Origin of the sequence: Qipengyuania sp. YIM B01966 (assembly GCF_016461955.1) — a bacterium.
GTDB lineage: Bacteria > Pseudomonadota > Alphaproteobacteria > Sphingomonadales > Sphingomonadaceae > QFOP01.
In genome coordinates this window covers 133513-155399 of record NZ_JADMNM010000002.1, presented here as the reverse complement: position 1 = coordinate 155399, position 21887 = coordinate 133513, and the positions used below count along the sequence as shown (strand labels likewise).

The 21887-nt window shown below is 65.9% G+C and carries 18 protein-coding genes; 8 read left to right on the top strand and 10 right to left on the bottom strand.

The window, feature by feature from the left end; translation table 11 throughout:
• Positions 1-7 precede the first annotated feature (7 nt).
• From ILT46_RS03455 to ILT46_RS03445, 3 genes are read left to right on the top strand one after another with little or no spacing between them, the layout of a single operon-like run.
• Positions 8-787, top strand: a complete 780-nt coding sequence (locus ILT46_RS03455; protein WP_199503252.1) for a type III pantothenate kinase — start codon at positions 8-10, stop codon at positions 785-787.
• Positions 784-2427 carry a ribonuclease J gene (locus ILT46_RS03450; RefSeq protein WP_199503251.1) on the top strand — a complete coding sequence of 548 codons (1644 nt, stop codon included), beginning with the start codon at positions 784-786 and terminating at the stop codon, positions 2425-2427. The genes ILT46_RS03455 and ILT46_RS03450 overlap by 4 nt, the downstream gene beginning before the upstream one ends.
• A gap of 7 nt (positions 2428-2434) precedes the next feature.
• Positions 2435-2725, top strand: a complete 291-nt coding sequence (locus ILT46_RS03445) for a DUF1467 family protein (RefSeq protein ID WP_199503250.1) — start codon at positions 2435-2437, stop codon at positions 2723-2725.
• On the opposite strand, the gene ILT46_RS03440 is transcribed toward ILT46_RS03445, so the two are convergent.
• Positions 2722-5130 (bottom strand): ATPase, encoded by a 2409-nt coding sequence (locus ILT46_RS03440; protein ID WP_199503249.1) that lies wholly within the window; start codon positions 5128-5130, stop codon positions 2722-2724. The two genes, ILT46_RS03445 and ILT46_RS03440, sit on opposite strands and share 4 nt — an antisense overlap.
• A gap of 214 nt (positions 5131-5344) precedes the next feature.
• Between ILT46_RS03440 and ILT46_RS03435 the strand changes: the two genes are divergently transcribed.
• From ILT46_RS03435 to ILT46_RS03420, 4 genes are all read left to right on the top strand, one after another.
• Positions 5345-5650, top strand: coding sequence for an Hpt domain-containing protein (locus ILT46_RS03435; protein WP_199503248.1), 306 nt, complete (start codon positions 5345-5347; stop codon positions 5648-5650).
• A gap of 67 nt (positions 5651-5717) precedes the next feature.
• A complete protein-coding gene (locus ILT46_RS03430; protein WP_199503247.1) occupies positions 5718-6899 on the top strand; it encodes a hypothetical protein in 1182 nt (393 codons plus the stop codon).
• Between the two features lie 10 nt (positions 6900-6909).
• Positions 6910-7872, top strand: a complete 963-nt coding sequence (locus ILT46_RS03425; protein WP_199503246.1) for a hypothetical protein — start codon at positions 6910-6912, stop codon at positions 7870-7872.
• Between the two features lie 2 nt (positions 7873-7874).
• Positions 7875-9239: a sensor histidine kinase gene (locus ILT46_RS03420; protein ID WP_199503245.1), complete on the top strand. Its 1365-nt coding sequence runs from the start codon at positions 7875-7877 to the stop codon at positions 9237-9239.
• Between the two features lie 14 nt (positions 9240-9253).
• On the opposite strand, the gene ILT46_RS03415 is transcribed toward ILT46_RS03420, so the two are convergent.
• A complete protein-coding gene (locus ILT46_RS03415; protein ID WP_199503244.1) occupies positions 9254-10537 on the bottom strand; it encodes a citrate synthase in 1284 nt (427 codons plus the stop codon).
• Between the two features lie 60 nt (positions 10538-10597).
• Positions 10598-12010, bottom strand: a complete 1413-nt coding sequence (gene gltX, locus ILT46_RS03410; RefSeq protein WP_199503243.1) for a glutamate--tRNA ligase — start codon at positions 12008-12010, stop codon at positions 10598-10600.
• Between the two features lie 55 nt (positions 12011-12065).
• Here gltX and ILT46_RS03405 point away from each other — a divergent pair, with 55 nt between their 5' ends.
• The gene (locus tag ILT46_RS03405; protein WP_199503242.1) at positions 12066-14336 is read left to right on the top strand and encodes a ComEC/Rec2 family competence protein; all 2271 of its coding nucleotides are present in this window, start codon (positions 12066-12068) and stop codon (positions 14334-14336) included.
• Positions 14337-14351: 15 nt separating this feature from the next.
• Here the strand turns inward: ILT46_RS03405 and lexA are convergent, their stop codons facing one another.
• From lexA to ILT46_RS03370, 7 genes are all read right to left on the bottom strand, one after another.
• Complete coding sequence (lexA, locus tag ILT46_RS03400; protein ID WP_199503241.1) at positions 14352-15035, bottom strand: transcriptional repressor LexA; 684 nt, start codon at positions 15033-15035, stop codon at positions 14352-14354.
• A 75-nt stretch (positions 15036-15110) separates the two neighbouring features.
• On the bottom strand, positions 15111-15923 hold the full coding sequence (trpC, locus tag ILT46_RS03395) for an indole-3-glycerol phosphate synthase TrpC (RefSeq protein ID WP_199503240.1): 813 nt from the start codon (positions 15921-15923) through the stop codon (positions 15111-15113).
• The gene (gene trpD, locus ILT46_RS03390; RefSeq protein WP_199503239.1) at positions 15920-16912 is read right to left on the bottom strand and encodes an anthranilate phosphoribosyltransferase; all 993 of its coding nucleotides are present in this window, start codon (positions 16910-16912) and stop codon (positions 15920-15922) included. The genes trpC and trpD overlap by 4 nt, the downstream gene beginning before the upstream one ends.
• Positions 16909-17505 (bottom strand): anthranilate synthase component II, encoded by a 597-nt coding sequence (locus ILT46_RS03385; RefSeq protein WP_199503238.1) that lies wholly within the window; start codon positions 17503-17505, stop codon positions 16909-16911. Before ILT46_RS03385 ends, trpD begins: the two co-directional genes overlap by 4 nt.
• Positions 17502-18356, bottom strand: a complete 855-nt coding sequence (locus ILT46_RS03380; protein WP_199503237.1) for a phosphodiester glycosidase family protein — start codon at positions 18354-18356, stop codon at positions 17502-17504. Before ILT46_RS03380 ends, ILT46_RS03385 begins: the two co-directional genes overlap by 4 nt.
• Positions 18356-19882 (bottom strand): anthranilate synthase component I family protein, encoded by a 1527-nt coding sequence (locus ILT46_RS03375; protein ID WP_233396967.1) that lies wholly within the window; start codon positions 19880-19882, stop codon positions 18356-18358. Before ILT46_RS03375 ends, ILT46_RS03380 begins: the two co-directional genes overlap by 1 nt.
• Before the next feature lie 7 nt (positions 19883-19889).
• A complete protein-coding gene (locus ILT46_RS03370) occupies positions 19890-21815 on the bottom strand; it encodes a peptidylprolyl isomerase (RefSeq protein ID WP_199503235.1) in 1926 nt (641 codons plus the stop codon).
• Positions 21816-21887: the final 72 nt, after the last annotated feature.

The following is a 21887-nucleotide window of genomic DNA, read 5'->3' as shown; positions in this document are numbered from 1 at the left end:
GCCCCGCATGCTGCTCGCCGCCGATGTCGGCAACACCAACGTGGTCTTCGCGCTGTTCGACGGGCGCGAGATCAGGGCGCGCTGGCGCATCGCCACCGATCCGCGCCGCACCGGCGACGAATACGCGGTGTCGCTGCTCCAACTGCTCGAGATCGAAGGCGTCAAGCGCGACGAGATTACCCAGCTCATCGTCGGATCGGTCGTGCCGCGCGCGGTGCACAACCTGACAGTGTTGGCCGAGAAGTATTTCGGCATCACCCCGCTGATCGCGGGCGAGGGCGCGGCCGACTGGGGCATCTCGGTCGACGTCGACCAGCCCCGCTCGCTCGGTGCAGACCGCGCGCTCAATACGATTGCCGCGCACGCCAAATACCAGGGCGACCTTATCGTGGTCGATTTCGGCACTGCGACTACGTTCGACGCGGTCGATTTCAACGGCGCCTATAAGGGCGGCATTATCGCGCCCGGCATCAACCTTTCGCTCGACGCGCTGGTCGGAAACACCGCCAAGCTTCCCCGCATCGCGATCGAGGCCCCGCGCACCACCAGCGTGATCGGCACCAATACAGAGGATCAGATGCTGATCGGGGTGTTCTGGGGCTACGTCGCGATGATGGAAGGCCTTATCGCCCGCATGCGCGCCGAGATCGGGCGGCCCGCCAAGGTGATCGCTACTGGCGGCCTCGCGATCCTGTTCGACCAGCATACCGACATTTTCGACGCGGTCGATGCCGACCTGACGCTCGACGGTCTCGCACTCCTCGCGGAACGGGCGGGGGCAGCATGAAGAACGATTTCACCCCCGAAAACGAACTGCTCTTTCTCGCGCTCGGAGGCAGCGGCGAGATCGGCATGAACGTGAACGTCTACGGCTGCCAGGGGCGGTGGCTGATGGTCGATCTCGGCATGACCTTCAGCGGCAACGAATACCCCGGGGTCGACCTCGTATTCGCCGACCTGCAATTCATCGAGGAACGGGCTGAGGATCTCCTCGGCATCGTACTCACCCATGCGCATGAGGATCACATCGGCGCGGTCCCCTATTTCGCCCGTGATCTTGGCGTGCCTCTCTACGCGACACCGTTCACTGCCGATCTGGTCCATCGCAAGCTTGAGGAAGCCGGGCTGGTGGGCGAGGTCGAGCTGATCGTTGTCGAAGGTTACGACAGCTTCGCCCTCGGTCCGTTCGACATCGCCTATCTGCCGCTGGCGCACTCCATCGCCGAAGGGCACGCCTTGCTGATCGACACGCCGTTCGGACGGGTTTTTCACAGCGGGGACTGGAAGCTCGATGAGGAACCGATCATCGGCGATCCCGCGAACGAGGCCGAATTGCGGGCGATCGGCGACGAAGGTGTGCTGGCACTGGTGTGCGATTCGACCAACGTGTTCAATCCAGAGGCCAGTGGCTCCGAAGGCGGGGTACGCGACGCGCTGATGGCCGAGGTGGCGCGCCATGCGGGCAAGCGGGTGGTCGTCTCGACCTTTGCATCCAATGTTGCCCGACTGCACACACTCGCCGAGGTAGCGATCGCTACCGGCAGGCAGCTGTGCATGGCCGGGCGCTCGCTCGACCGCATCCTCGAGGTCGGGCAGGCGAACGGCTATCTCTCGCATTTCCCTGAAACGGTCGATTTCCAGACCGCGATGACGCTGCCGCGCGGCGAAGTCATGATCCTGGCCACCGGCGGCCAGGGCGAACCGCGCGCTGCGCTGGCACGGATGGCGGAGGGGAACCATCCGATCGAGCTGGCTGCGGGCGATGTCGTGCTGTTTTCGAGCCGCACGATACCCGGAAACGAACTTTCCGTGGGTGCGGTCCAGAACCGGCTGGCGGCGCGCGGCGTGGTGATGGTGACCGATCGGCAGGTCGATATCCACGTGTCGGGTCACCCAGGACGGCCTGAATTGCAGGCGCTCTATGCCTGGCTGCGCCCAGAGGTACTGGTGCCCGTACATGGCGAAATCCGCCATATGCACGAACAGGCGCGGCTCGGGCTGGCGAGCGGTGTACCGCAGGCGGTCGTCCAGAAGAACGGCGACATCGTCCGCCTCGCGCCGGGCAAGGCGGGGAAGATTGCCGAGGTTGCAGCCGGGCGGCTCGTGCTCGATGGCGACATCATCGTCCCGGCCGATGGCGAAGCGATCACGATGCGTCGGCGCATTGCACGCGACGGTCTGGTGGTCGTCACGCTCGCGCGATCAGGTGCGGTCGGCGTGCATGGTGTCGGTCTGCCGCTGGACGAAGATTACGAGGCGTTTGTCGCCGAGGCGCAAGCCGATGCGCTAAGGGCCATTCGCGATCTCAAGGGGCCCGCCGGGCGTGAACAGGGCGCCATTACCGAAGCCGCGCGCCTCGCCGTTCGCCGCGCGGCGACGCGCTGGAGTGGCAAGCGCCCGCAGATCCGCGTGCTGGCAGTCGGTTAGGCACGCCATGCACTGGACCTCCATAATCGCGATCTACGTCCTGTTCTGGGTCGGTACGGCGTTTGTCATGTTGCCTTTCGGGGTTCGCACGCATGACGAGATGGGGGTGCCTAAAGTTCCGGGGCAGGCGGACAGCGCGCCGGCGAATTTCCGGCCGGGACGGATCATCATTCGCGCGAGCATCGGCGCGGCGTTGCTTACCGCGCTCTACGTCGCCAATTATGTTAACGGCTGGATCGAGGCCGACGACCTCAATGTCTTCGGTACGCCGCCATCGGCCGCGGCCTATCCCGACTAATCGCGCAACCGCTCGATCGCCTGCGCCAGCACGACATAAAGCTTGCCCATATCGGAGCTCAGCAGCGTCACCCCGAGCGCGTGGCCATCGCGGGTTGAGAGCATGGCGCGCAGCATCGCCTCAAAATCATGGATATAGCGCCGCACATGATCGCGGAAGGCCGCGTCGGCCTCGTAAAGCTGTGCGATCTCGCGTGCTTCGCCATTGTCGATCAGCCGGACCGCACGGCGGGTAAAGATGCCGCGATCACCGCGCAGATAGGCTGACCACGCCGTGTCGGAAACGTCCACAGCGAGGGCATTGGCAATGTCGATCGCGTTGGAATTGAGACTGTCCGTAATAAGCGCCATCCGCCGCGCGAAATCGTGGTTGATCTGCTCCTCGGCGCGCTCCTGAGCCCTTGCAATGCGGTTTTCCAGATTGCCCGCCAATTCGTTCACCCGGGCCAGTTGATCGCGCAGCTGGATCGTTGCATCGCGCGCAACACCCGTTGCCTGAGTTGCACCCTGCTCAAGTTCCGCCAGCGCGCCCGCAGTCCGTTCGCGGATCGCCCGTTCGATCGCTTCGGCGGTGGCGTCTCCGATCTGTGCAGCGAGCGATTGCACACGCGCGGCATCATGGCTTTCCAGCGACGCCAGCGCATCGCGGGTTGCGGCGGTCAGACCAGCCAGCGCGCCCGACAATGTCTGCTGGGCACGCATCGCCAGCTCGTCGTTGTCACGGCCAGCCTCGACCAGGCTCTGGTGCATGGCGTCGATCTGGGTCCGATGAGCCTCGGCCGTCATCAATGTGTGCTGTTGCAGGGTTTCGAGGTCGGCTGCCATTCCGGCTGCTTCCCCGCGCGCTGTCGCGAGTTGATCTTTCAGACGTTCGCTCTCTCTGGCGGCGTTGGTGAGATTCGCGGCAAAAACTTCTCCAGCGCGCTCGACCGTCGCAAAGCGGGTCTGTACCGTGTCGAGCGCTCGCGGCAGGTCTTCCCGGGTCTGCCGGTGCGCTGCATCGAGCAGCTCGAGCAGGCGGACACTGGCTTCCGTCAGGTCGCGCACGGCAGCGTCCGTTCCGGTCAAGGCGACCGTGCTCTCATTCAGATAGGCCGTCAGAATCTGGGCGGCGGATGCGAGGCCAGCCTCCGTCCGACGACCATGGTCTGATAGCCCCTCCATAACCGAAGAGAGGTCTTGCAAGCGAGCGGCGATGGCTTCGCCGTGCTCTGTCAGCATACGCGTCTGGGCGATCTGATCTTCGCGGCGCTCTGCAATGATGGCGTCGAGTTCGGCCATGCTGGTGGATAGACCGTCAATAACGACCTGGCTCTGCCTCTCGGCCGCCGAGCGCCGTTCGTCCATTTGGACAAAGAACAGGCGATCACGTTCGGCAAGATTCGCATCGACCGCTTCGGCTTCGTTCCTAAGCGCTGCGAGGCGCGCGCTGGCCGAGGCCGATGCAGCTTCGTCGCGCTGCGAGACTTCGTCGATCGCCGCGAGTAGATCTTCGCGCAGCCGAACCAGCTGGGCGTCCCACCCGCTCGCCGCGCGGTCCTGCGCTTCGCTCAACGCGGCTTCTATACCAGTGACACTGTCCCGCAAGCGCTCGGCACGTTGGTGCATCGCAGCCAGCACCTCGACCTCGCGAGACCCAAGCTCGGCGCGATGCGCTTCGCTTTGTTCCCGCAAGGCGACAAGCCGTTGCTCGCTGATTTTGGCGATGTCCTCGCTGTGCCGTTCCATCGATTCGAGCGCTTCGTTGATGCGCTCACGCACCGTCGCCACCTGCCGCTCGCTCGCGCCGCCGAACTCGTTGAGCCGAGCAAAGCCCGACACCAGCTCGTCGATCTGGCTCTGTGCCGTCGTACCCGCATGAGCGATCAGATTGGCCACATCGCGCGATGAATTGGCGACGACGGGCAGGTCGTCGCGCAATCTTTCCATATTTTCGAGCGCGCGCGTGCTGACAGTTGCAATAGCGTCGACTTGCGCGCCATTGTCGGCAATCAATCCCTGCAACCGGTCGGCGTGCGATGAAAGACGGTCGCCGGCCACCCGGCCGAGCGATTCCAGCTCGCGCGACTGAGCAGCGAGGAATTCCCGGGCCAGCGACAACTCGCGGTTGACCACGGACAGTCGCTCCTCGAGCTCTGCTGACTGGTGCGCCAGATTGGTGCTGACCAACCCGAAGCGGTACGCCTCGCGCGCGGAGTTGCGCTGAGAAAGGAGCCAGATCACACCCAGCAATATCAGCGGAAGCGCCCAGTCCGCGAGCCACCCGGTCCATTGCGCAAGGGGTGCCCCGGCCCGCATCTTCGCCAGATGCCCCCAGACAAAGATTATTGTCCAGGCACTTGCCAACGTCATCGCCAGGACCAGCGGCGCGCGACTTGGCCTGCGCGCTTCGGGCTGCTCTGTCATCCGGGCGCTAGCGGCATCATCTGGATCCTGGCCTGCGTCGTCCGCATGTATTTCGCCCCCCTGGGCATCATCGTATACATCGACATGCGCATCGTGATGCGCGCCTTCCTGGCCGACAGCCCGGACGTTCCATCCCCCGCTCATTTCCGCAGACTATCACGTTTGCGCTCGCGCGAAACCTGTTCTTAACCAAGATGATGCCAAACCGCCCGCCATGGCTTTCGAAAACGCCAGCTTTGACGCGACTTTGGCTGCGGTGGCAGGGCACGATGCGAAGCTGAATGCCGAACTCCGCGAAAGTTTTGCCGAAAGCCTGGCGTCGCATCTCGACCTGCTGTCCCGCGCGCGGTGTGATGCCAATTGGCGGGTTGCAGCGGGCCGCTTACGCGGCTTGGCAGCGGGCTTTCACGCCTATGAACTGCAGGCAATGGCCGAGGAAGCCCTGGCGGGCGCACCGGGCGAGCCTGGCATTGTCCGCCGTATCCGCACCTATCTGACGGAATTTCGCGCGCGGCGCTGACCTCAGGGATGCTTGTCGGGCCCGGCACCCCGACCTAATCTGAAGCCACACAATGTGGGAGTAGCGCGTGCGCCTCGGGGTCATCGCAATTGGCAGCGGCGCATGGTCGGAGGACGGACCCTCGCGGCCGGCGCCCTTGGTGTTCGGTCGCAGCGTCGGGCAGCATCAGCTTGCCATGCTGGCCGCACTCGGCGCTGACCGTATTGTCTGCCTGACACCTGAGTTGTCAGCAGATGCCCTTGCTTTGCAACGCAGCGCCGAGCGAGCGGGGCTCGGCTTTCATGCCGTCAGCGAGCGGCGCGGCCTCGCGGGGCTGGTCACGTCGGGCTGCGATGTCGTGTTGCTCTCGGAAGGGCTGCTTGCTGATTCGCAGCAGATACGCGAACTGCTGGACGATCGGGCCGGGTTGGTCGTGCTTCCCGCAGATGTCGGCGTGGACCATGGTTTCGAGCGGATCGACGCCGCCCGCGCCTTTGCCGGTGTATTACGCGTACGCGGCCACATGGTGGCTCGGCTCGATGGTCTGCCGCCCGATATCGACGTGCCCTCCGCTTTGCTGCGGATCGCTTTACAGGGCGGCACGCGGGTGATCGAAGCCCCGGCTTCAATCCTTGCGGAGGGCAGCTGGCGTTTAGTTCGTCATGAGCGCGAAGCGCGCGCATATGAGAACGCGCTGCTCCGCCGACACGCCGCTCTCGCGCTCTGGTCCACACCATCGCAGGCACTGGGCGAGCGGATGGCTGACCGGGTGCATGACCGCCTTTCACCGCGGCTGATCGCAGGGGCGGCGGCGGCGCTGGGAGCAGCCGCGGCGGTCTTGGCCTGGCTGGGGTACGGGGCGGCCGCATTGGCGGCCGCAGCTCTGTTTCCGATGATGTTATCCGCCGCGCTGCGCACCCATGTGATCGCTTCCCTCAGTCCGCAAGGGGCTGGCGAAGCGGACAGGCGCTGGCCGCCGTGGGTGGGGGCGTTTCTGCTAGCGATTGCCATCTTGCTGCTGGACTACGGAACGCTGTGGTTTCCTGCCGTGATGTTGGGCGGTCTGATTATGGCCATGCATGGGGTGACACCGCGACGGTCCCGCCGCGCGATATTCGCCGATAGCGGCCTGTGGGCAGCGATATGCGCGATCCTGGCGGCCGCTGACATGCTCAGCATCGGTGCGACCATCGCTGCTGTCGTCCTGCTTATCATGGTGCTTGGCACGGTGTACGGCGCGGATAACGGCGCTTTAACCATGCGCGAGTAAGGCTGGCGGGATGACGATGGCAGCGCTTGAACCCACTACGGACCAGGATGTCGCGGCCGTCCTCGGCACCGAGCTCGCCCAAGGCGATTTCGTGCTCGCGACGATTGCGCCGGTGCTGGGCCATCTGCTGGCCAATCACGACAATTCGCTGTTCAGCGATGAAGTGGTCGCCCGCGTGCAGGGCATGGTCCAAAATGTCGCCAACCAGATACTGGTGGTGCATGGCAGTAACGTTGGGGCGGCCGACCCGCGGCAGTTCGCCGTTGAGCGCGAAACGCGGCTTGCAGGAGAGATCGCGGCCGACCAGGCGCTGCTGCTCCATTGTCATGCGCTGGCTATTGAGTCGCAATTGACACAGCGGCTGCACGAAAGTGGTGCGCTTGATCCCGTGCTGTCGCCGCTGCTGCAATCGCTTGTCGCTTCGGACGATGCTCAGGTTGCCGAAAGCGCCATGGGTCTGCTCGCGGCGCAAGCGCGGTTCATCGAAACCCAGCGGCGGATGGAATTGCCGTTGCGCGAATTGACGGGGGAGCTGTTCCACAAGGCACTTGTCGCGTTCGTTGAAACCTTCGGCCCCGAAGACGGCGCGGCGGTCGAACGCAGCGTCGATGCCTTGCGCGCGGGGTTCGACGAAGGTGCCAGCCGTATCGGGTTGCTGGCGCGGATCGTGACCGGCATGGGCGCCGGTGCCCGCGCTGCCCTCGCGATCCATCATGCCGGTACGGCGCTGTTCCTTACCGCGCTGGCACTCGCCACCGGGCAAGATCGGCCGTTAGCGGTGCTGGCGACAAACGATCGGCAGCTTGCCCGCCTGGCGTTGATGCTTCGTGCGGCCGGCCTCCAACCGCAGGAGGTGGAGGAGCAATTTCTCTATCTCCACCCGGACATCGCGTTGCCCGATGGGTTTGAAACGCTGCGCGCCGATCAGGCCGGGGCGATGCTGGCCGCCTCGTGCGGCTTTGCCGGCAGCTAACGGTGAACGCGCCGACGACCAGCCTGATCGCCCGAGGAACGACCGATGGACACGATCGGCTGCTGTCCGCCGATGGCCCGCTGGCCGATCTCCAATGGCGCTGCGGGGGCGGACTGCCGGGAACGGTAGCGGTCCCGGAATTGCTCGACCTCGTGGCCAAGGCGCGCCGTTACGGGTTGAAGCTTGCTCGCCATGTGCAAGCCTTTGATGGCGAGCATGTCATTCGCGCGTGGGTCGAGGTGAGACCGGACCCTGACACAGGCGGCTGCACCGTGATGGTGACGAGCTGGCATGCTACTGACCTGCCGGCGCCATCCGATGGCGAGGCCGCAGCGCGCAGCATCGCGATTGACCGGCAGCAGGCCGAGCTCGCAGCGCGGCTGGATCAGCGGCAGAACCTGCTCGCGGTGCTCCATGCCGAACCCGCGCTGGCGTCTCTCGGCCAGGCAATGCGCGCCGGGCCGGGCCGCCCGTGGACCGATTTTGTTGCCCTGCCCGGGCTCGAGCAGCGCCAGCCGATGCACTGGCGGCTCCTTGACGGGGCGTCAGTGGCGATCGAAGGATCGCCGCGTAGCTGGCGGGCCCGTGTTATTCCGCTGGGCGAACCGGTGGCCGGCAGCAGCGGGTTTGAGTTGTTGCTCGTTTCCGACCAGCCACCCACCGCTGCCGAAGGCCGGGTGGAACTGCCCGCTGCAGAAACTTCGCTCGGGCGCGATCTGGCGCCAGCCCTGCGCCAACCAATAGCGCGCATCGTCGCCAATGCCGAAACGATCCGGACCAAACTCGCTGGCCCGCTGGACGATCAATACAGCGCGTATGCCGCAGACATCTCGTCGGCCGCGCAACATTTGCTGGCGCTGCTCGACGATCTGGCGGACCTCGAAATAGTCGAGAGCGACGGCTTCATCACGCAGCCCGACCAGATTGACCTTGCCGATGTCGCGCGCCGCGCAACGGGCATCCTCGGAATGCGTGCGCAGGAAAAAGGCATCGACCTGATCCTGCCCCCGGCTGGCAGCAGCCTGCGCGCAACAGGAGAATTCCGCCGCGTTCTGCAGGTTCTACTCAACCTCCTCGGCAATGCGATTTCCTATTCCGCCCCGCGGACGCAGGTGACGCTGACGCTGAGCGAGACGCCGACGAGGGTGTGCATCACCGTCAGCGATCAGGGGCCGGGTATTCCCGCCGACCAGCATGCGCTGGTGTTCGACAAGTTCGAGCGCCTCGGCCGCAGCGGTGACGGCGGTTCGGGCCTCGGCCTCTACATCTCGCACCGTCTCGCACAGGCGATGGGGGGCGAACTTACGCTCGAAAGCGCGCCGGGCGAGGGGGCACGGTTCACGCTTGCGCTGCCCAAGGCCAACTGACCGCGCGGTTCCGGTTACCGCTCGCTCATCGGCACATAGTCCCGCTCGGCCGGTCCGACATAAAGCTGGCGCGGACGGCCGATCTTCTGGCCGGGATCGGAAATCATCTCGTTCCACTGTGCGACCCAGCCGACCGTGCGCGCCAACGCGAACAGCGCCGTGAACATTGTCGTCGGGAAACCGATGGCCGACAAGATCACGCCCGAATAGAAATCGACATTGGGGAACAGCTTCTTTTCGATGAAATAGTCGTCCTTGAGCGCGAGTTCCTCAAGCCGCAGGGCAGTCTCGAACACCGGATCGCTGACTTTCAGCGCGTCGAACACCTCGCGCACCGTGTCCTGCATGACCGTCGCCCGGGGATCGTAATTCTTGTACACCCGGTGGCCGAAGCCCATCAGGCGGAACGGATCGTCCTTGTCTTTCGCGCGCTCGATGTAATGGGGAATGCGGTCTGGCGTGCCGATCTCGCGCAACATATTGAGCGCTGCCTCGTTCGCGCCGCCATGCGCCGGACCCCAAAGGCACGCAATCCCGGCCGCAATGCAGGCGAACGGGTTGGCGCCCGACGATCCGGCAAGGCGCACCGTGCTGGTCGAGGCGTTCTGCTCATGATCGGCATGGAGGATGAAAATGCGGTCCATCGCCTTTTCGACCGCCGGAACCACCTCGTATTCTTCGGCTGGCACGCCAAAGGTCATGCGCAGGAAATTCCCGGTATAGGACAGAGAATTGTCGGGATAGACGAAGGGCTGACCGACCGAATATTTATAGGCCGCCGCGGCGATCGTCGGCATTTTGGCGATCAGGCGGTGGCTGGCGATCTTGCGCTGTTCGGGATCGGAAATGTCGGTGCTGTCGTGGTAGAACGCGCTCAGCGCGCCAACCACGCCGCACATGATCGCCATCGGATGGGCGTCGCGGCGGAAGCCCCGATAGAAGGTCATCAGCTGCTCGTGCAGCATGGTGTGCCGCGTGATGGTATTCTCGAACGTGCCGAGCTCGTTCTTCGATGGCAGCTCGCCATTAAGCAGCAGGTAGGCAACCTCCATGAAGCTCGAATGTTCGGCCAGTTGTCCGATCGGGTAACCGCGATGGAGCAGCACCCCTTCCTCGCCGTCGATAAAGGTCAGCCCGCTTTCGCAGCTGGCCGTAGAGGTGAACCCCGGATCGTAAGTAAATCGGCCGGTCTGCCCGTAGAGCTTACGAATATCCACCACATCTGGGCCGCAAGTGCCTGAGATGACGGGGAAGTCATACTGCGCGCCGCCCACGTCCAGCTTGGCCTGATCCGTCAACTCACTTCTCCTTCACCTTCAAAATAGCGGGCGCCGAGGGCGGGCCTGCGGCAACCTGTTTCAGGCCGCTTGCGCGCCTATGCGGGCCAAGCTTTCCTCCTTGCCAAGGAGGATCAGAACATCGAATATGCCCGGCGAACTGGTGGTGCCCGTCAGCGCCGCGCGCAGCGGCTGCGCAAGCTTGCCAAGGCCGAGGCCGAGCTCCTCCGCCATCTCTTTCAAACTGGCTTCGAGCGCGTCGATTGTCCAGTCGTTTTGGGCAGCGAAGCGTGTATGAATTGCCGCAAGGCGCGCTCTGGCGTCCTGGTCGAGCAGCGCCGCTGCCTTCTCGTCGAGCGGGAAGGGCAATTGCCGGAACAGGAAGGCGGCCCCCTCGGCCAATTCGTTCAGATCGCGCGCGCGCGGCTTGAGCACCGGCATTGCCTGTTCGAGCAATGCGAGATCGGCGCTATCGCCCAGACGCTCCGCGACCAGCGCGCTCAGTCGCTGATCATCGGCTTCGCGGATGTAATGGCCGTTCAGATGCTGGAGCTTCTTGAGATCGAAGCGCGAAGGGCTCTTGCCGACCCCTGCCAGATCAAACAGCGCGATCGCCTCGTCACGGGTCAGTTCTTCACGGTCGCCGTGCCCCCAGCCGAGCCGCAGAAGGTAATTGAACAGCGCCTCGGGCAGCACGCCCAGTTCGTCGCGATAGGCCTCAACCCCGACCGCGCCGTGGCGCTTGGAGAGCTTTGCACCGTCGGTACCGTGGATCAGCGGTATGTGCGCATAAACGGGATCGGGCCAGCTGCCCTCGATCGCATCCATCGCGCGGATAATCGGTAGCTGGCGAAAAGCGTTGTTGAGATGATCGTCGCCGCGGATGATGTGGGTTACGCCCATATCGTGATCATCGACCACCACCGCCAGCATGTAGGTCGGGGTGCCATCGGCACGCAGCAGGATGTAATCGTCGATCTCGGCATTCTGGACGGTGACGCGGCCCTGCACCTGGTCCTCGATCACCGTCTCGCCGTCCGCCGGCGTCCTCAGGCGGACCGTGAACGGGGCGTCGGCGGGCGCTTCGGCCGGGTCGCGGTCCCGCCAGCGTCCGTCATAGCGCAGCGGCTGCTTGGCCGCGCGCTGCGCCTCGCGCATCGCCTCCAGCTCCTCGGGGGTGGCGTAGCAGCGATAGGCATGACCGGCGTCGAGCAATTGCCGGGCCACCTCGGCATGGCGCTCGGCGCGCGCGCTCTGGAAAACCGGCGGCGCATCGTAATCAAGGCCGAGCCAGTCCAGACCTGACAGGATCGCATCGATCGCGTCCTGGGTGGAACGCTTGTGGTCGGTATCCTCGATGCGGAGCAGCGCCTTGCCGCCATGATGACGCGCATAAAGCCAGTTGAACAGGGCCGTCCGCGCTCCGCCCAGATGCAGAAAGCCGGTCGGCGACGGCGCAAAACGGGTGACCACCGCGGCGCTGCTGCTTGCCATGAAAACCGCTTTCCTTTCCAAAGGCTGGATGGGCTCGCTTATCCCACACGCCGAAATGCCTGCAATTCCGTTCGAGGGCGGCCAGCCGGCAGACGATGCTGCACTGCAGCGTACTAGGCGCAAGCGCAGCGACTTGTCCAGCCTTGCCACCGCCGCCGATGGCTGGCTCGGCGCTGCCGGGTTCGACCGGGGGCCGTGGCTCACCGTCGCCTTTGCCGGCGGGATAGCGGCGTGGTTCATTTTGGCCAGCCCGTGGCAGTGGCTGGGGCTGATGAGTGCGCTCGCGCTGGCCGCCATTGCGGCGCTGGCCCTGTGGCGCGAGCGCGATGAACGCGCGCATCTGCGGCTGGCGGTCGCCGGCATGGCGCTGGCCGCGTTGCTGGGAACGGCGGCGATTTGGACGCGCTCAGACATGGTAGGCGCACGAGCACTCGAGCGCCCGGCGGTTACTGTTATTGATGGGCGTATTCTGAAGCGCGAAGAGCAACCAGCGCAGGGCCGCGTCCGGTTGACGCTGGCCTATCGCGACGCGGCGGCCGGGACCGCGCGCAAGGTGCGGGTCAATCTGCCCGCAGAGCGTGATGCCCCCGGCATCAGCGAGGGAGCCGTGGTGCGCCTGCGCGCACGATTGATGCCGCCGGCGCCGCCGATGTTGCCGGGTAGCTACGATTTTGCCCGCGCGGCATGGTTTCAGGGTCTCGCCGCAACCGGGTCGGTGCTTGGCCCGGTGGAGATAATCGCGCCTGCCACTGGCGACGCGGGGTGGGTCGCCCGGCAACAACGCCGCCTCGCCAATCATGTGATGGCGCAGCTTCCGGGGTCGTCCGGCGCCATCGCCGCAGCCTTTGCCAGCGGGCATCGCGGCGGCATTGCCGAAAGCGACGAAAGCGCAATGCGCGATTCTGGGCTGACGCACCTGCTGTCGATCAGCGGGCTCCATGTCAGCGCCGTGATCGCGGCGACCTATGCGCTGGCGATCCGGATACTCGCGCTGTGGCCGTGGCTGGTCCTGCGGGTCAGGCTGCCCGTGGCGGCGGCAATGGCCGGCGCGATGGCGGGCGTAGGCTACACGCTCCTCACCGGGGCGGAGGTTCCCACGGTGCGAAGCTGCATCGGCGCGCTGCTTGTTCTGTTTGCTATGGTGCTGGGGCGCGAGCCGCTTTCCCTGCGGATGGTCGCGGTAGGCGGGGCAGCGGTGCTGATGCTGTGGCCGGAATCGCTGGTCGGGGCGAGCTTCCAGATGAGCTTCGCCGCAGTTCTGGCGATCGTCACACTGCATCAAAGCGCGCCGGTCCGCCGATTTCTTGCCCCGCGGGAGGAGCGCTGGCCAGCACGGCAGGGACGGCGGTTTGTCATGCTGCTGATCACCGGGATCGTTATCGAACTTGCGCTGATGCCGATCGTGCTGTTCCATTTTCATCGCGCGGGGTTGTACGGCGCGTTCGCCAATGTGCTCGCGATCCCGCTGGTAACATTCATCGCCATGCCGCTGATCGCACTCGCGCTGATGCTCGATGTTGCCGGTCTCGGCGCGCCCGCATGGTGGGCGGCAGGCCAATCGCTCGATGCACTGCTGTGGCTGGCACGCTGGACGGCCGGGCAGGCCGGCGCGGTCAAGCTGATGCCCGATATGGGGCGCGGGATTTTCGCGCTGTTTGTGGCCGGTGGGTTGTGGCTCGCGCTGTGGCGCGGGCGGATCCGCCTGCTCGGCCTGGTACCGGTGCTGGGCGCAACACTGCTGCTTGCGACCAAACCCGCGCCCGACATACTGATTTCGGGTGACGGACGCCATGTCGGCATTGCCGGGGAAGGGGGGCGGTTGCTGGTCCTACGCGAAGGGCGCAGCGATTATGCGCGCGAAAACCTCCAGGAACTGGCCGGGATGAGCGGCGAGGTGGTTCCGCTTGCGAACTGGTCCAAGGCACAGTGCAGCCGCGATTTCTGCAGCCTGCCGCTGGTCCGCGACGGCCGCGAATGGTGGTTGCTGATCGGTCGGAGCAGGGAGCGGGTGGAGGAGCGCGCGCTAGCCACCGCCTGCGAGCGCGCAGATATCGTCATTGCCAACCGCTGGCTGCCGCGATCATGCGCGCCGCGCTGGCTGAAGGCAGACCGGGCGTTTCTGGGCCAGAGCGGCGGATTGGCGATTACGCTATCGAGCGGGCGAGTGGACAAGGTTGCCGATACACAAGGCGATCATGGGTGGTGGCGTGCGGGAGAGCGGACCCCTTATCCGGTGCGGCCGCGACCGTATGGGACAACGACAGGACCGCCGGCCGAGGTGCCCACGCCGGCGGTCAGGACTACTCTGCCAGCCTCAGCCCGCTGAAACGAAACATGCGGATCAGTGGTAGCGGCGCAGCAAGCCGGCGAGCCTGCCCTGAACCTCGACCTGATCCGGCCGATAAACTTGCGGCTCGTAAGCGGCATTGGCCGGATCGAGCCGGACCATTGCCCCGTCGCGGTGCAGATATTTGAGCGTCGCTTCCTCGTTGTTCACCAGCGCCACGACGATCTCCCCATCACGCGCGGAGTTGGTGCGCTTCACCAGCGCAAAATCGCCATCGAAGATCCCCGCCTCGACCATCGAATCGCCCGAAACTTCGAGCGCGTAATGTTCGCCCGGGCCGAGCAACGCGGCCGGAACGGGCAGCGTATTATGCCCTTCCAGCGCCTCGATCGGGACACCGGCGGCAATCCGGCCGTGCAGCGGAATCTCGATCACGTCATTCGCCGGCTGCGGCCGGGATGCCGGTGCGGACAGCGCCTTGCCCGTCACATCATTTGCGGTCCGTGTGCCGCCACCGACCACGTCCTCGGGCTGGCGGACGATTTCGAGCGCCCGCGCGCGATTGGGCAGGCGGCGGATAAAGCCGCGCTCTTCCAGCGCGGAGATCAGCCGGTGCACACCCGACTTGCTCTTCAGATCGAGCGCTTCCTTCATTTCCTCGAAACTGGGCGAGATGCCGGTATCTTCCAGCCGCTGCTGGATGAAACGGATGAGTTCATGCTGCTTCGCCGTAAGCATCGCCTGCTCCTGCCCCAGAAATGCGTCCGCGCCAGCGAACGAACACAGAACAATTAGGCAACACAATCCTACAAGTCAAGCATTTCCGCCATTATGCACCGGAACATTGCCGAGCAGCGAGCGCGTCGCGGCTGAGAGGTCCGCCTGGCGCATCAGGCTCTCGCCAACAAGGAACCGGCGGACGCCATGCCGGGCCAGACGCTGGCAATCCGCGTGCGATACGATGCCGCTTTCACTGACCAGCATGACGTCTGCCGGAACGAGTCTCGCCAGCTCCTCGGTCACGCCAATGTCGGTGGCAAACGTCCTGAGGTCGCGATTATTGACCCCAATCAGCCGGCTGTGGAGCCGCAATGCGCGCTCCAGTTCGGTCGCATCATGGACTTCGACCAACACGTCCATGCCGCGCTCGAGCGCAGCGGATTCCAGTTCGGCCATCTGCCCGTCATCCAGAGCGGCGACGATGAGCAGCACCGCGTCAGCCCCAAGCGCGCGGCTTTCGGCGATCTGCCACGGATCAACCATGAAATCCTTGCGCAGAACCGGCAGGCTGGCTGCTTCACGCGCGTGCACGAGGAATTCTTCGTGCCCTTGGAAATAGGGCGCGTCGGTCAGCACCGAGAGGCACGCCGCTCCTCCCGCAGCGTAGTCGCGGGCATGCGTGGCGGGATCGAAATCCTGTCGGATCAAACCCTTTGATGGCGATGCTCGCTTGATTTCGGCGATCAGCCCGAACCCGGCTTCGGCTTTTTCCGACAGTGCGGCAGCGAAACCGCGGGGCGCGCTCGCGGCGCGGGCGAGCACATCGAGTTCCTGCAATGTGCGAATGGCATACCGCTCCGCCACCTCGCGGCGCTTGGTCGCGCAGATCTGCTCCAGCCGGTTCATCGGGCAAACGCAATCCAGCGCTCAAGCAGCCGCTCGGCCGCCCCGCTGTCGATCGTTTCGGCCGCTATCGCAGCGCCTTCCAGCCAGTCATCAGTGCGGCCGGCGATAATCAGTGCACAGGTCGAATTGAGCAACACAGCATCGCGATAGGGGCCCGGCGCGCCCTGCAGAAGCGCGCGCAGCGCCCTGGCGTTGTGCACCGCGTCACCGCCCCTGATCGCTTCCACCGGCGCGTGCGCCAACCCGGCCAGCGTCGCGTCGATCCGCTTCATCTCGAAATCGTGTCCCTGAACCTCGGCCAGTTCATTGCCACCCGCGAGGCTCAGTTCATCGAGCCCCTCATCGCCCGAGACGATATGCGTAAGGTCGGTCCCCAGCATGGCCAGCGCCTCGGCGTAGATCGGGACATAGGCTGGCCGGGCGATACCGATCAGTTGGCGCGATACGCGGGCGGGATTGGACAAGGGCCCCATCAGGTTGAAGATCGTGCGCCGACCCAGCCGCTGGCGGATAGGTTGAATGCGCGCCATCGCCGGGTGGTGATTACGGGCAAAGAGGAAGCAGATACCCAGTTCGGCCAGGCTGGCTTCGGCGGTGCGGCCGGCCGCCTCCATATCGAGCCCCAGCGCCTCCAGCGTGTCGGCCGCCCCGGCCTTGCTGCTGGCCGCGCGGTTGCCGTGCTTGGCCACCGGCACGCCGCTGGCCGCGACAACCAGACTGACGGCGGTGGAGACATTGAGCGTGTGGTGCCCGTCGCCCCCGGTGCCGCACACATCCACCGCGCCTTCGGGTGCGGAAATCGGCAGCAGCCGCGATCGTAGGGCACTGGCGGCACCGGCGATTTCGGCGGCCGTCTCGCCCCGGTCGGACAGGGCGCAGAGAAAGCGGGCAATCTCCTCCTCGCTCGTCACGCCATCAAGCAGCCAGCCGAACACCTCCTCGGCCTCGGTGCGGGTGAGATGCGGTTCGGCATCGGGGAGCGTCTTCATGGCAGCGGCCCCGGTTCGATGCCGCACAGGCGGAGGAAATTGGCCAGCAGTGCATGGCCATGTTCTGTCGCGATGCTTTCAGGGTGGAACTGGACGCCGTGGATCGGCAGTTCCGCGTGGCGGAACCCCATCACGCTGGTGCCATCTAGGCCCGGTGTTTCGGAGGTGGCGTTGACCAGCAGGGCCGCCGGCACGTCCTCAACCACCAGCGAATGATAGCGCGTGGCGACGAACGGCGAGGGGAGGCCAGCGAACACACCGCTGCCGTCATTGTCGACCGGGCTGGTCTTGCCGTGCATCAGCCCGCCCCGCATCACGTTTCCACCGAAATGCTGGCCGATCGCCTGATGGCCCAGGCACACGCCCAGCAGCGGACGAGCGGCATCGGCGCAGGCGGCCACGACCTCGAGGCTGATGCCGGCCTGGGTGGGGGTGCAGGGCCCCGGCGAGATGAGCACGCCGGCGACCCCCGCGATCGCGGCGGCAGCGGTCACCGCATCGTTGCGTACCACATCGACCTCCGCACCCAGCTCCAACAGGTAGTGCACCAGGTTGAAGGTAAAACTGTCATAATTGTCGATCACGCGGATCATGGCGCCCGCCCTTCGGCCATGTCCTCGACAATCACCATCGGGCCGATCAGCGTGCCATCGTCCATCCGCCCCGATGCCGGGTTCCACAGAGCGGAGACGCTGCCGTCGAGATAGAGCGCGTTGGCGGTCTTGAGCTCGTCGCGGAAATAACGCGCCAGCCGGCCGAAGCTGATCGGCCCATCGGCAATGACGAAATGCGCCCGGCCCTGGGCATCGACGCCAACCGCGTTGCGCGTGGTGCGCGAAGGGCCGTCGGCGGTGATCTCCGGATGTACCTTGCCGTCGATCAGCAGCATCGGCCCGCTCTGGGTGCCGAATTCGGGCCGGTCGCCGATATCGGCGTAAAAGCGCTCGGCGGTCATCACCCGCCAGCGCGTGCCGGTACCGAAGAACACCCCGTTAGGCTTGAGATGGAAATTGCCTTCGCCGTCCTTGCGATTGAGCTGTTTCAATCGCTCGCCCCCCTCGACATAATAGCCGATAGGCTTCCCTTCGCCGTCGAACATCCCTGCATTCATCGCAAAGGCCACCGGCGCCGCATCGGCGCCGCGCGCCTCGGCCAGCTTGGCAAAGGAACGATAGGGTGCGCCGCCGCCCGACGGGCCGAGATCCACGCGGATGCGGTGCCGGGCAGGATCGGCGACACAATGGACGAGGGGGATTTGTTCGAACACGACCTGTTCGCAAGCCCCCGCTGCGGCCCGTGCCGGGGCGGCGCTCGGCTCAGCGCGGCGCGTAGTCGTGCCGTCCTCGCCAAACTCGATCACCGTCACCGGCTTGCCCTCCTGTCCGCGATCGCAAGCAGTCAGAGCAAGCAGCGCGATGACGACGACAGGCAGAGTGCAGCGCATCACTGGCCGTATCCCGGCTCTGCGGCAATCCGCAAGGCTTCGCGCGCGGCGGCGAACAGGGCTCCGGCTTTGGCCTCGCATTCGCGCTGCTCGGAAGCCGGATCGCTGTCGGCGACGATGCCGGCGCCGGCCTGGACGTGCATCATACCATCCTTGAGCACCGCCGTCCTGAGGACGATGCAGGAATCGAGCGAGCCGTCCGGGGCGAAATAGCCCACGCCGCCGGCATAGGGGCCGCGCGTTTCGGGTTCCAGCTCGGCTATGATTTCGCAGGCGCGCAGCTTGGGCGCGCCGCTCACCGTGCCGGCAGGAAAACCGGCGAACAGTGCATCCAACGCATCACGGTCGTGAACAAGCACGCCCTCAACGTTGCTGACGATGTGCATGACGTGACTGTAACGCTCCACGGTGAAGCTCTGGGTGACCGAAACCGAGCCCGGCGCTGCGACCCGCCCGACATCGTTGCGGCCCAGGTCGAGCAGCATCAGATGCTCGGCGCGTTCCTTGGGGTCGGCCAGCAGGCTCGCCTCGGCGGCTGCGTCGGCGGCAGCATCGGCGCCGCGCGGCCTTGTCCCGGCAATCGGGCGGACCGTGATGCGAGTCCGGCCATCGGCATCGGCGCGCACGCGGACGAGAATTTCCGGGCTGGAGCCGACCACTGCGAAACCGGGCAGGTCGAGGAGATAGAGGAACGGGGAGGGGTTCACCCGCCGCAGCGCCCGGTAGAGATCGGCCGCCGGCAGCGTGAAGGGGGCGGTGAACCGCTGGGCCAGAACCACCTGAAAGATGTCCCCGGCGGCGATGTAATCCTGCGCGCGGGCGACCATTGCGGCGTAGCGACCGGGTTCCAACACCGGTTCGGCAAGCGGCGAGGAATGCTCGGCAACGGCGCTGTGCGGGCGGGCGGGCTGTGCGGCACCCATCAGTTGGGCCAGCGTGTCCTCGATTGCCTCACCAGCGGCGGCAATTGCGGCTGCCGGATCGGCCTGATGGTCTGCCCAGAGCGGGGCGATCACGTAAAGTTCATCGCCGAGGTTGTCGAACACCAGCAGCAAGGTTGGCCGGGCCAGCAAGATGTCGGGGAGCCCCAGCGGGCCATCGGGCGCGCGGGGGAGTTCCTCGACCAGACCAATGGTCTCGTAACCCAGATAGCCGACCAGACAGGCCAGCGCCGGCGGCAGGCCAGCCGGCACGTCGATCCGGCACTGGGCAACGAGCTGGCGCAGCGCGGCGAGCGTCGGCGCGCCGGCATCGCGGGCAACGCCGTGGCGGATCAGTTCGGCCCGCGAGCCGTGCGCGCGGAACAGCAGATCGGGGGCAAGACCGAGCAGGCTGTAGCGCCCGCGCACCTCGCCGCCTTCGACCGATTCGAGCAGGAAATCACCGCGCCCGGGCTGGCTAAGCAGAAGCGCTGCGCCAACCGGCGTGACGGTGTCGGCGACCACACGCTGCCAGACCAGCGCGTTGCGCCCGGCCGCCAGTTCGGCACGCGCTCTGTCCGCGCCCTGCGGCTCCGCCTCGCGCAAGCCGCCCTCAGTTTTCGCCGGTGAGCTGTTTGCGAACTGCCGCGACGGCGGCCTCGTTCCGCCGGACGCCGACCTCGCGCCGGGCCGCCGCGCGCAACTGTTCGGCATATTCGCGGCCCATCAGCTCGCCAATCGCCTCGCGCGCGCTGGCGAGGAAGGGATCGTTCTCGGCAATCCGGCCAGCGGCAATCGTGTCCAGTTCGACGAGGAACCAGCCGGCCCTTCCCGGCGCCTCCAGCCGCTTGGTCGTACCTGCCGCCATCGAGAAGAACAGCGCCATTGGAGCCGGCACCTGCTGGTTTCGCGCCGCCAGTTCCTCGCGCGACATCGACAGGGCTTCTGGCGCGGGCAGGCGTGCGGTTTCCGCCGCCATGGCCGCCGCCAGCGTCGCCCCGCCGGCCACCCGTTGGACGATCCGGTCAGCCGCAGCCCGTGCCGCCTTGGACCCTTCCGCAAGGCGCCATGCCTGCGTCACATCGTCGCGGATCTCGGCAAGCGGTGCGGCAGCCGAGGCGCTAATCGTCGGCACATCGAACAGGATGAAGGTCTCGCCCCGGGTCAGCTCGGCAATCTGCGGCTCGCCTTCTTCCATCTGGAAGGCGGTCTGCAATACCGGCGCCAGTTCGGCGGGGAGGGTGCCGGCGGCCCCATACAGCGCGCCATTGGCAGTCGCGGGCGGAGTAGTCCTCAGGTCGAGCTTCATCTCGCGTGCGACATCGGCCAGCCCCTCGCCATTGTCGAAGCGGTCTTGAATCTCGACCGATGTTTCTGCAATCGCGCGGCGCCGCTTGTCATCGCGCAAGCTGCTGGCAAGCTCGCCGCGCACCTGCGCCAGCGTGCGCGCGGGGCGCGCATCCACGCCATCGACGCGGATAACATACCAGCCGAGTGCCCCGCGCTGAGGCGTCGCAATGGTGCCGCGCCCGGCAGTGAAGGCCGCGTCGGCCACCGCCTTGTTAGCCTGCGCGGTGAGCTGTTCGCGGGTCAACGGCCCGATGGTCGTGACCGACAGACCAGCTTCGCCCGCGGCCTGAGCCAGCGCACTGCCGCCGCGCTGGGCGATCGCCTGTGCGGCCTGCTGGGTGGGGACGATCAGCTGGCTGAACCGGCGCTGCTCGGTCGCCGCGAACTCGCTGCGGCGGGAATTATAGGCGGCGGCGATTTCTGCCTCGGTCGGTTCGATCTGTCCGGCGAGCGCCTTGGCGTCAAAGGTCGCATAGCGGATGACCCGGCGCTCCGGTCGGATGAAGCGGTCGCGATTGTCGGCGTAGAACGCCTGCAATTGGGACGCGCTTGGCGCAGCTTGCGGGGCAAAGGCGGCGCTGGGAACGAACCCGATCGCGCCCTGCCGGCGTTCCTTCTGAAGGGCGGCATAGCGCATCGCCAGCTTCGCCGGGCTGACCGCGCCGAATGCCGCGGGCACCAAGACCTGCTGAGCCAGCATCCCCGACGAGATATCCTCGCGCAGCTGAGCGTCTGTCACGCCCTGCTGCGCCAGCGCCTGGCGGTACACGCTGTCGCTGAATTGCCCGTCGGGACCGCGGAAGGCAGGGATTCGCAGGATTTCGCTGTTCACCAGATTGTCGCCCGCGCGCAGCCCGATGCTCTGGGCGAAAGAGCGCAGCGCGGCGCGGTCGATCAACTGGTTGAGCACCTGCGTCAGGCCGCCTTGCGCGACCAGCGCCGCCATCGACAGCGTCGGGTTCTGCTGGCGCATATTGTCCAGCGTGGAATTGGCCGCGCTGGCAAGGTCGGCGGTGCTGATCCGTTCGTCCCCCACGACTGCCGCATGGCTGGTGCCCGAAAGGCCGCCGAACGTGCCGCTGGACGATACGTCCATGCTGGCGAAGGCGACCGCGATGAGCGCCAGGAACGCCATCGCCAGCGCAATGCCGAGCTTCGAACTGAACAGTTTGCGGATCGAGGAAATCATGGTTCGGGTTAGGTCCGGTAAGCGAGGTCAGGGGAATGCGCGGTGCGCTTTATCGGCCTTGCGGCTTCCCGG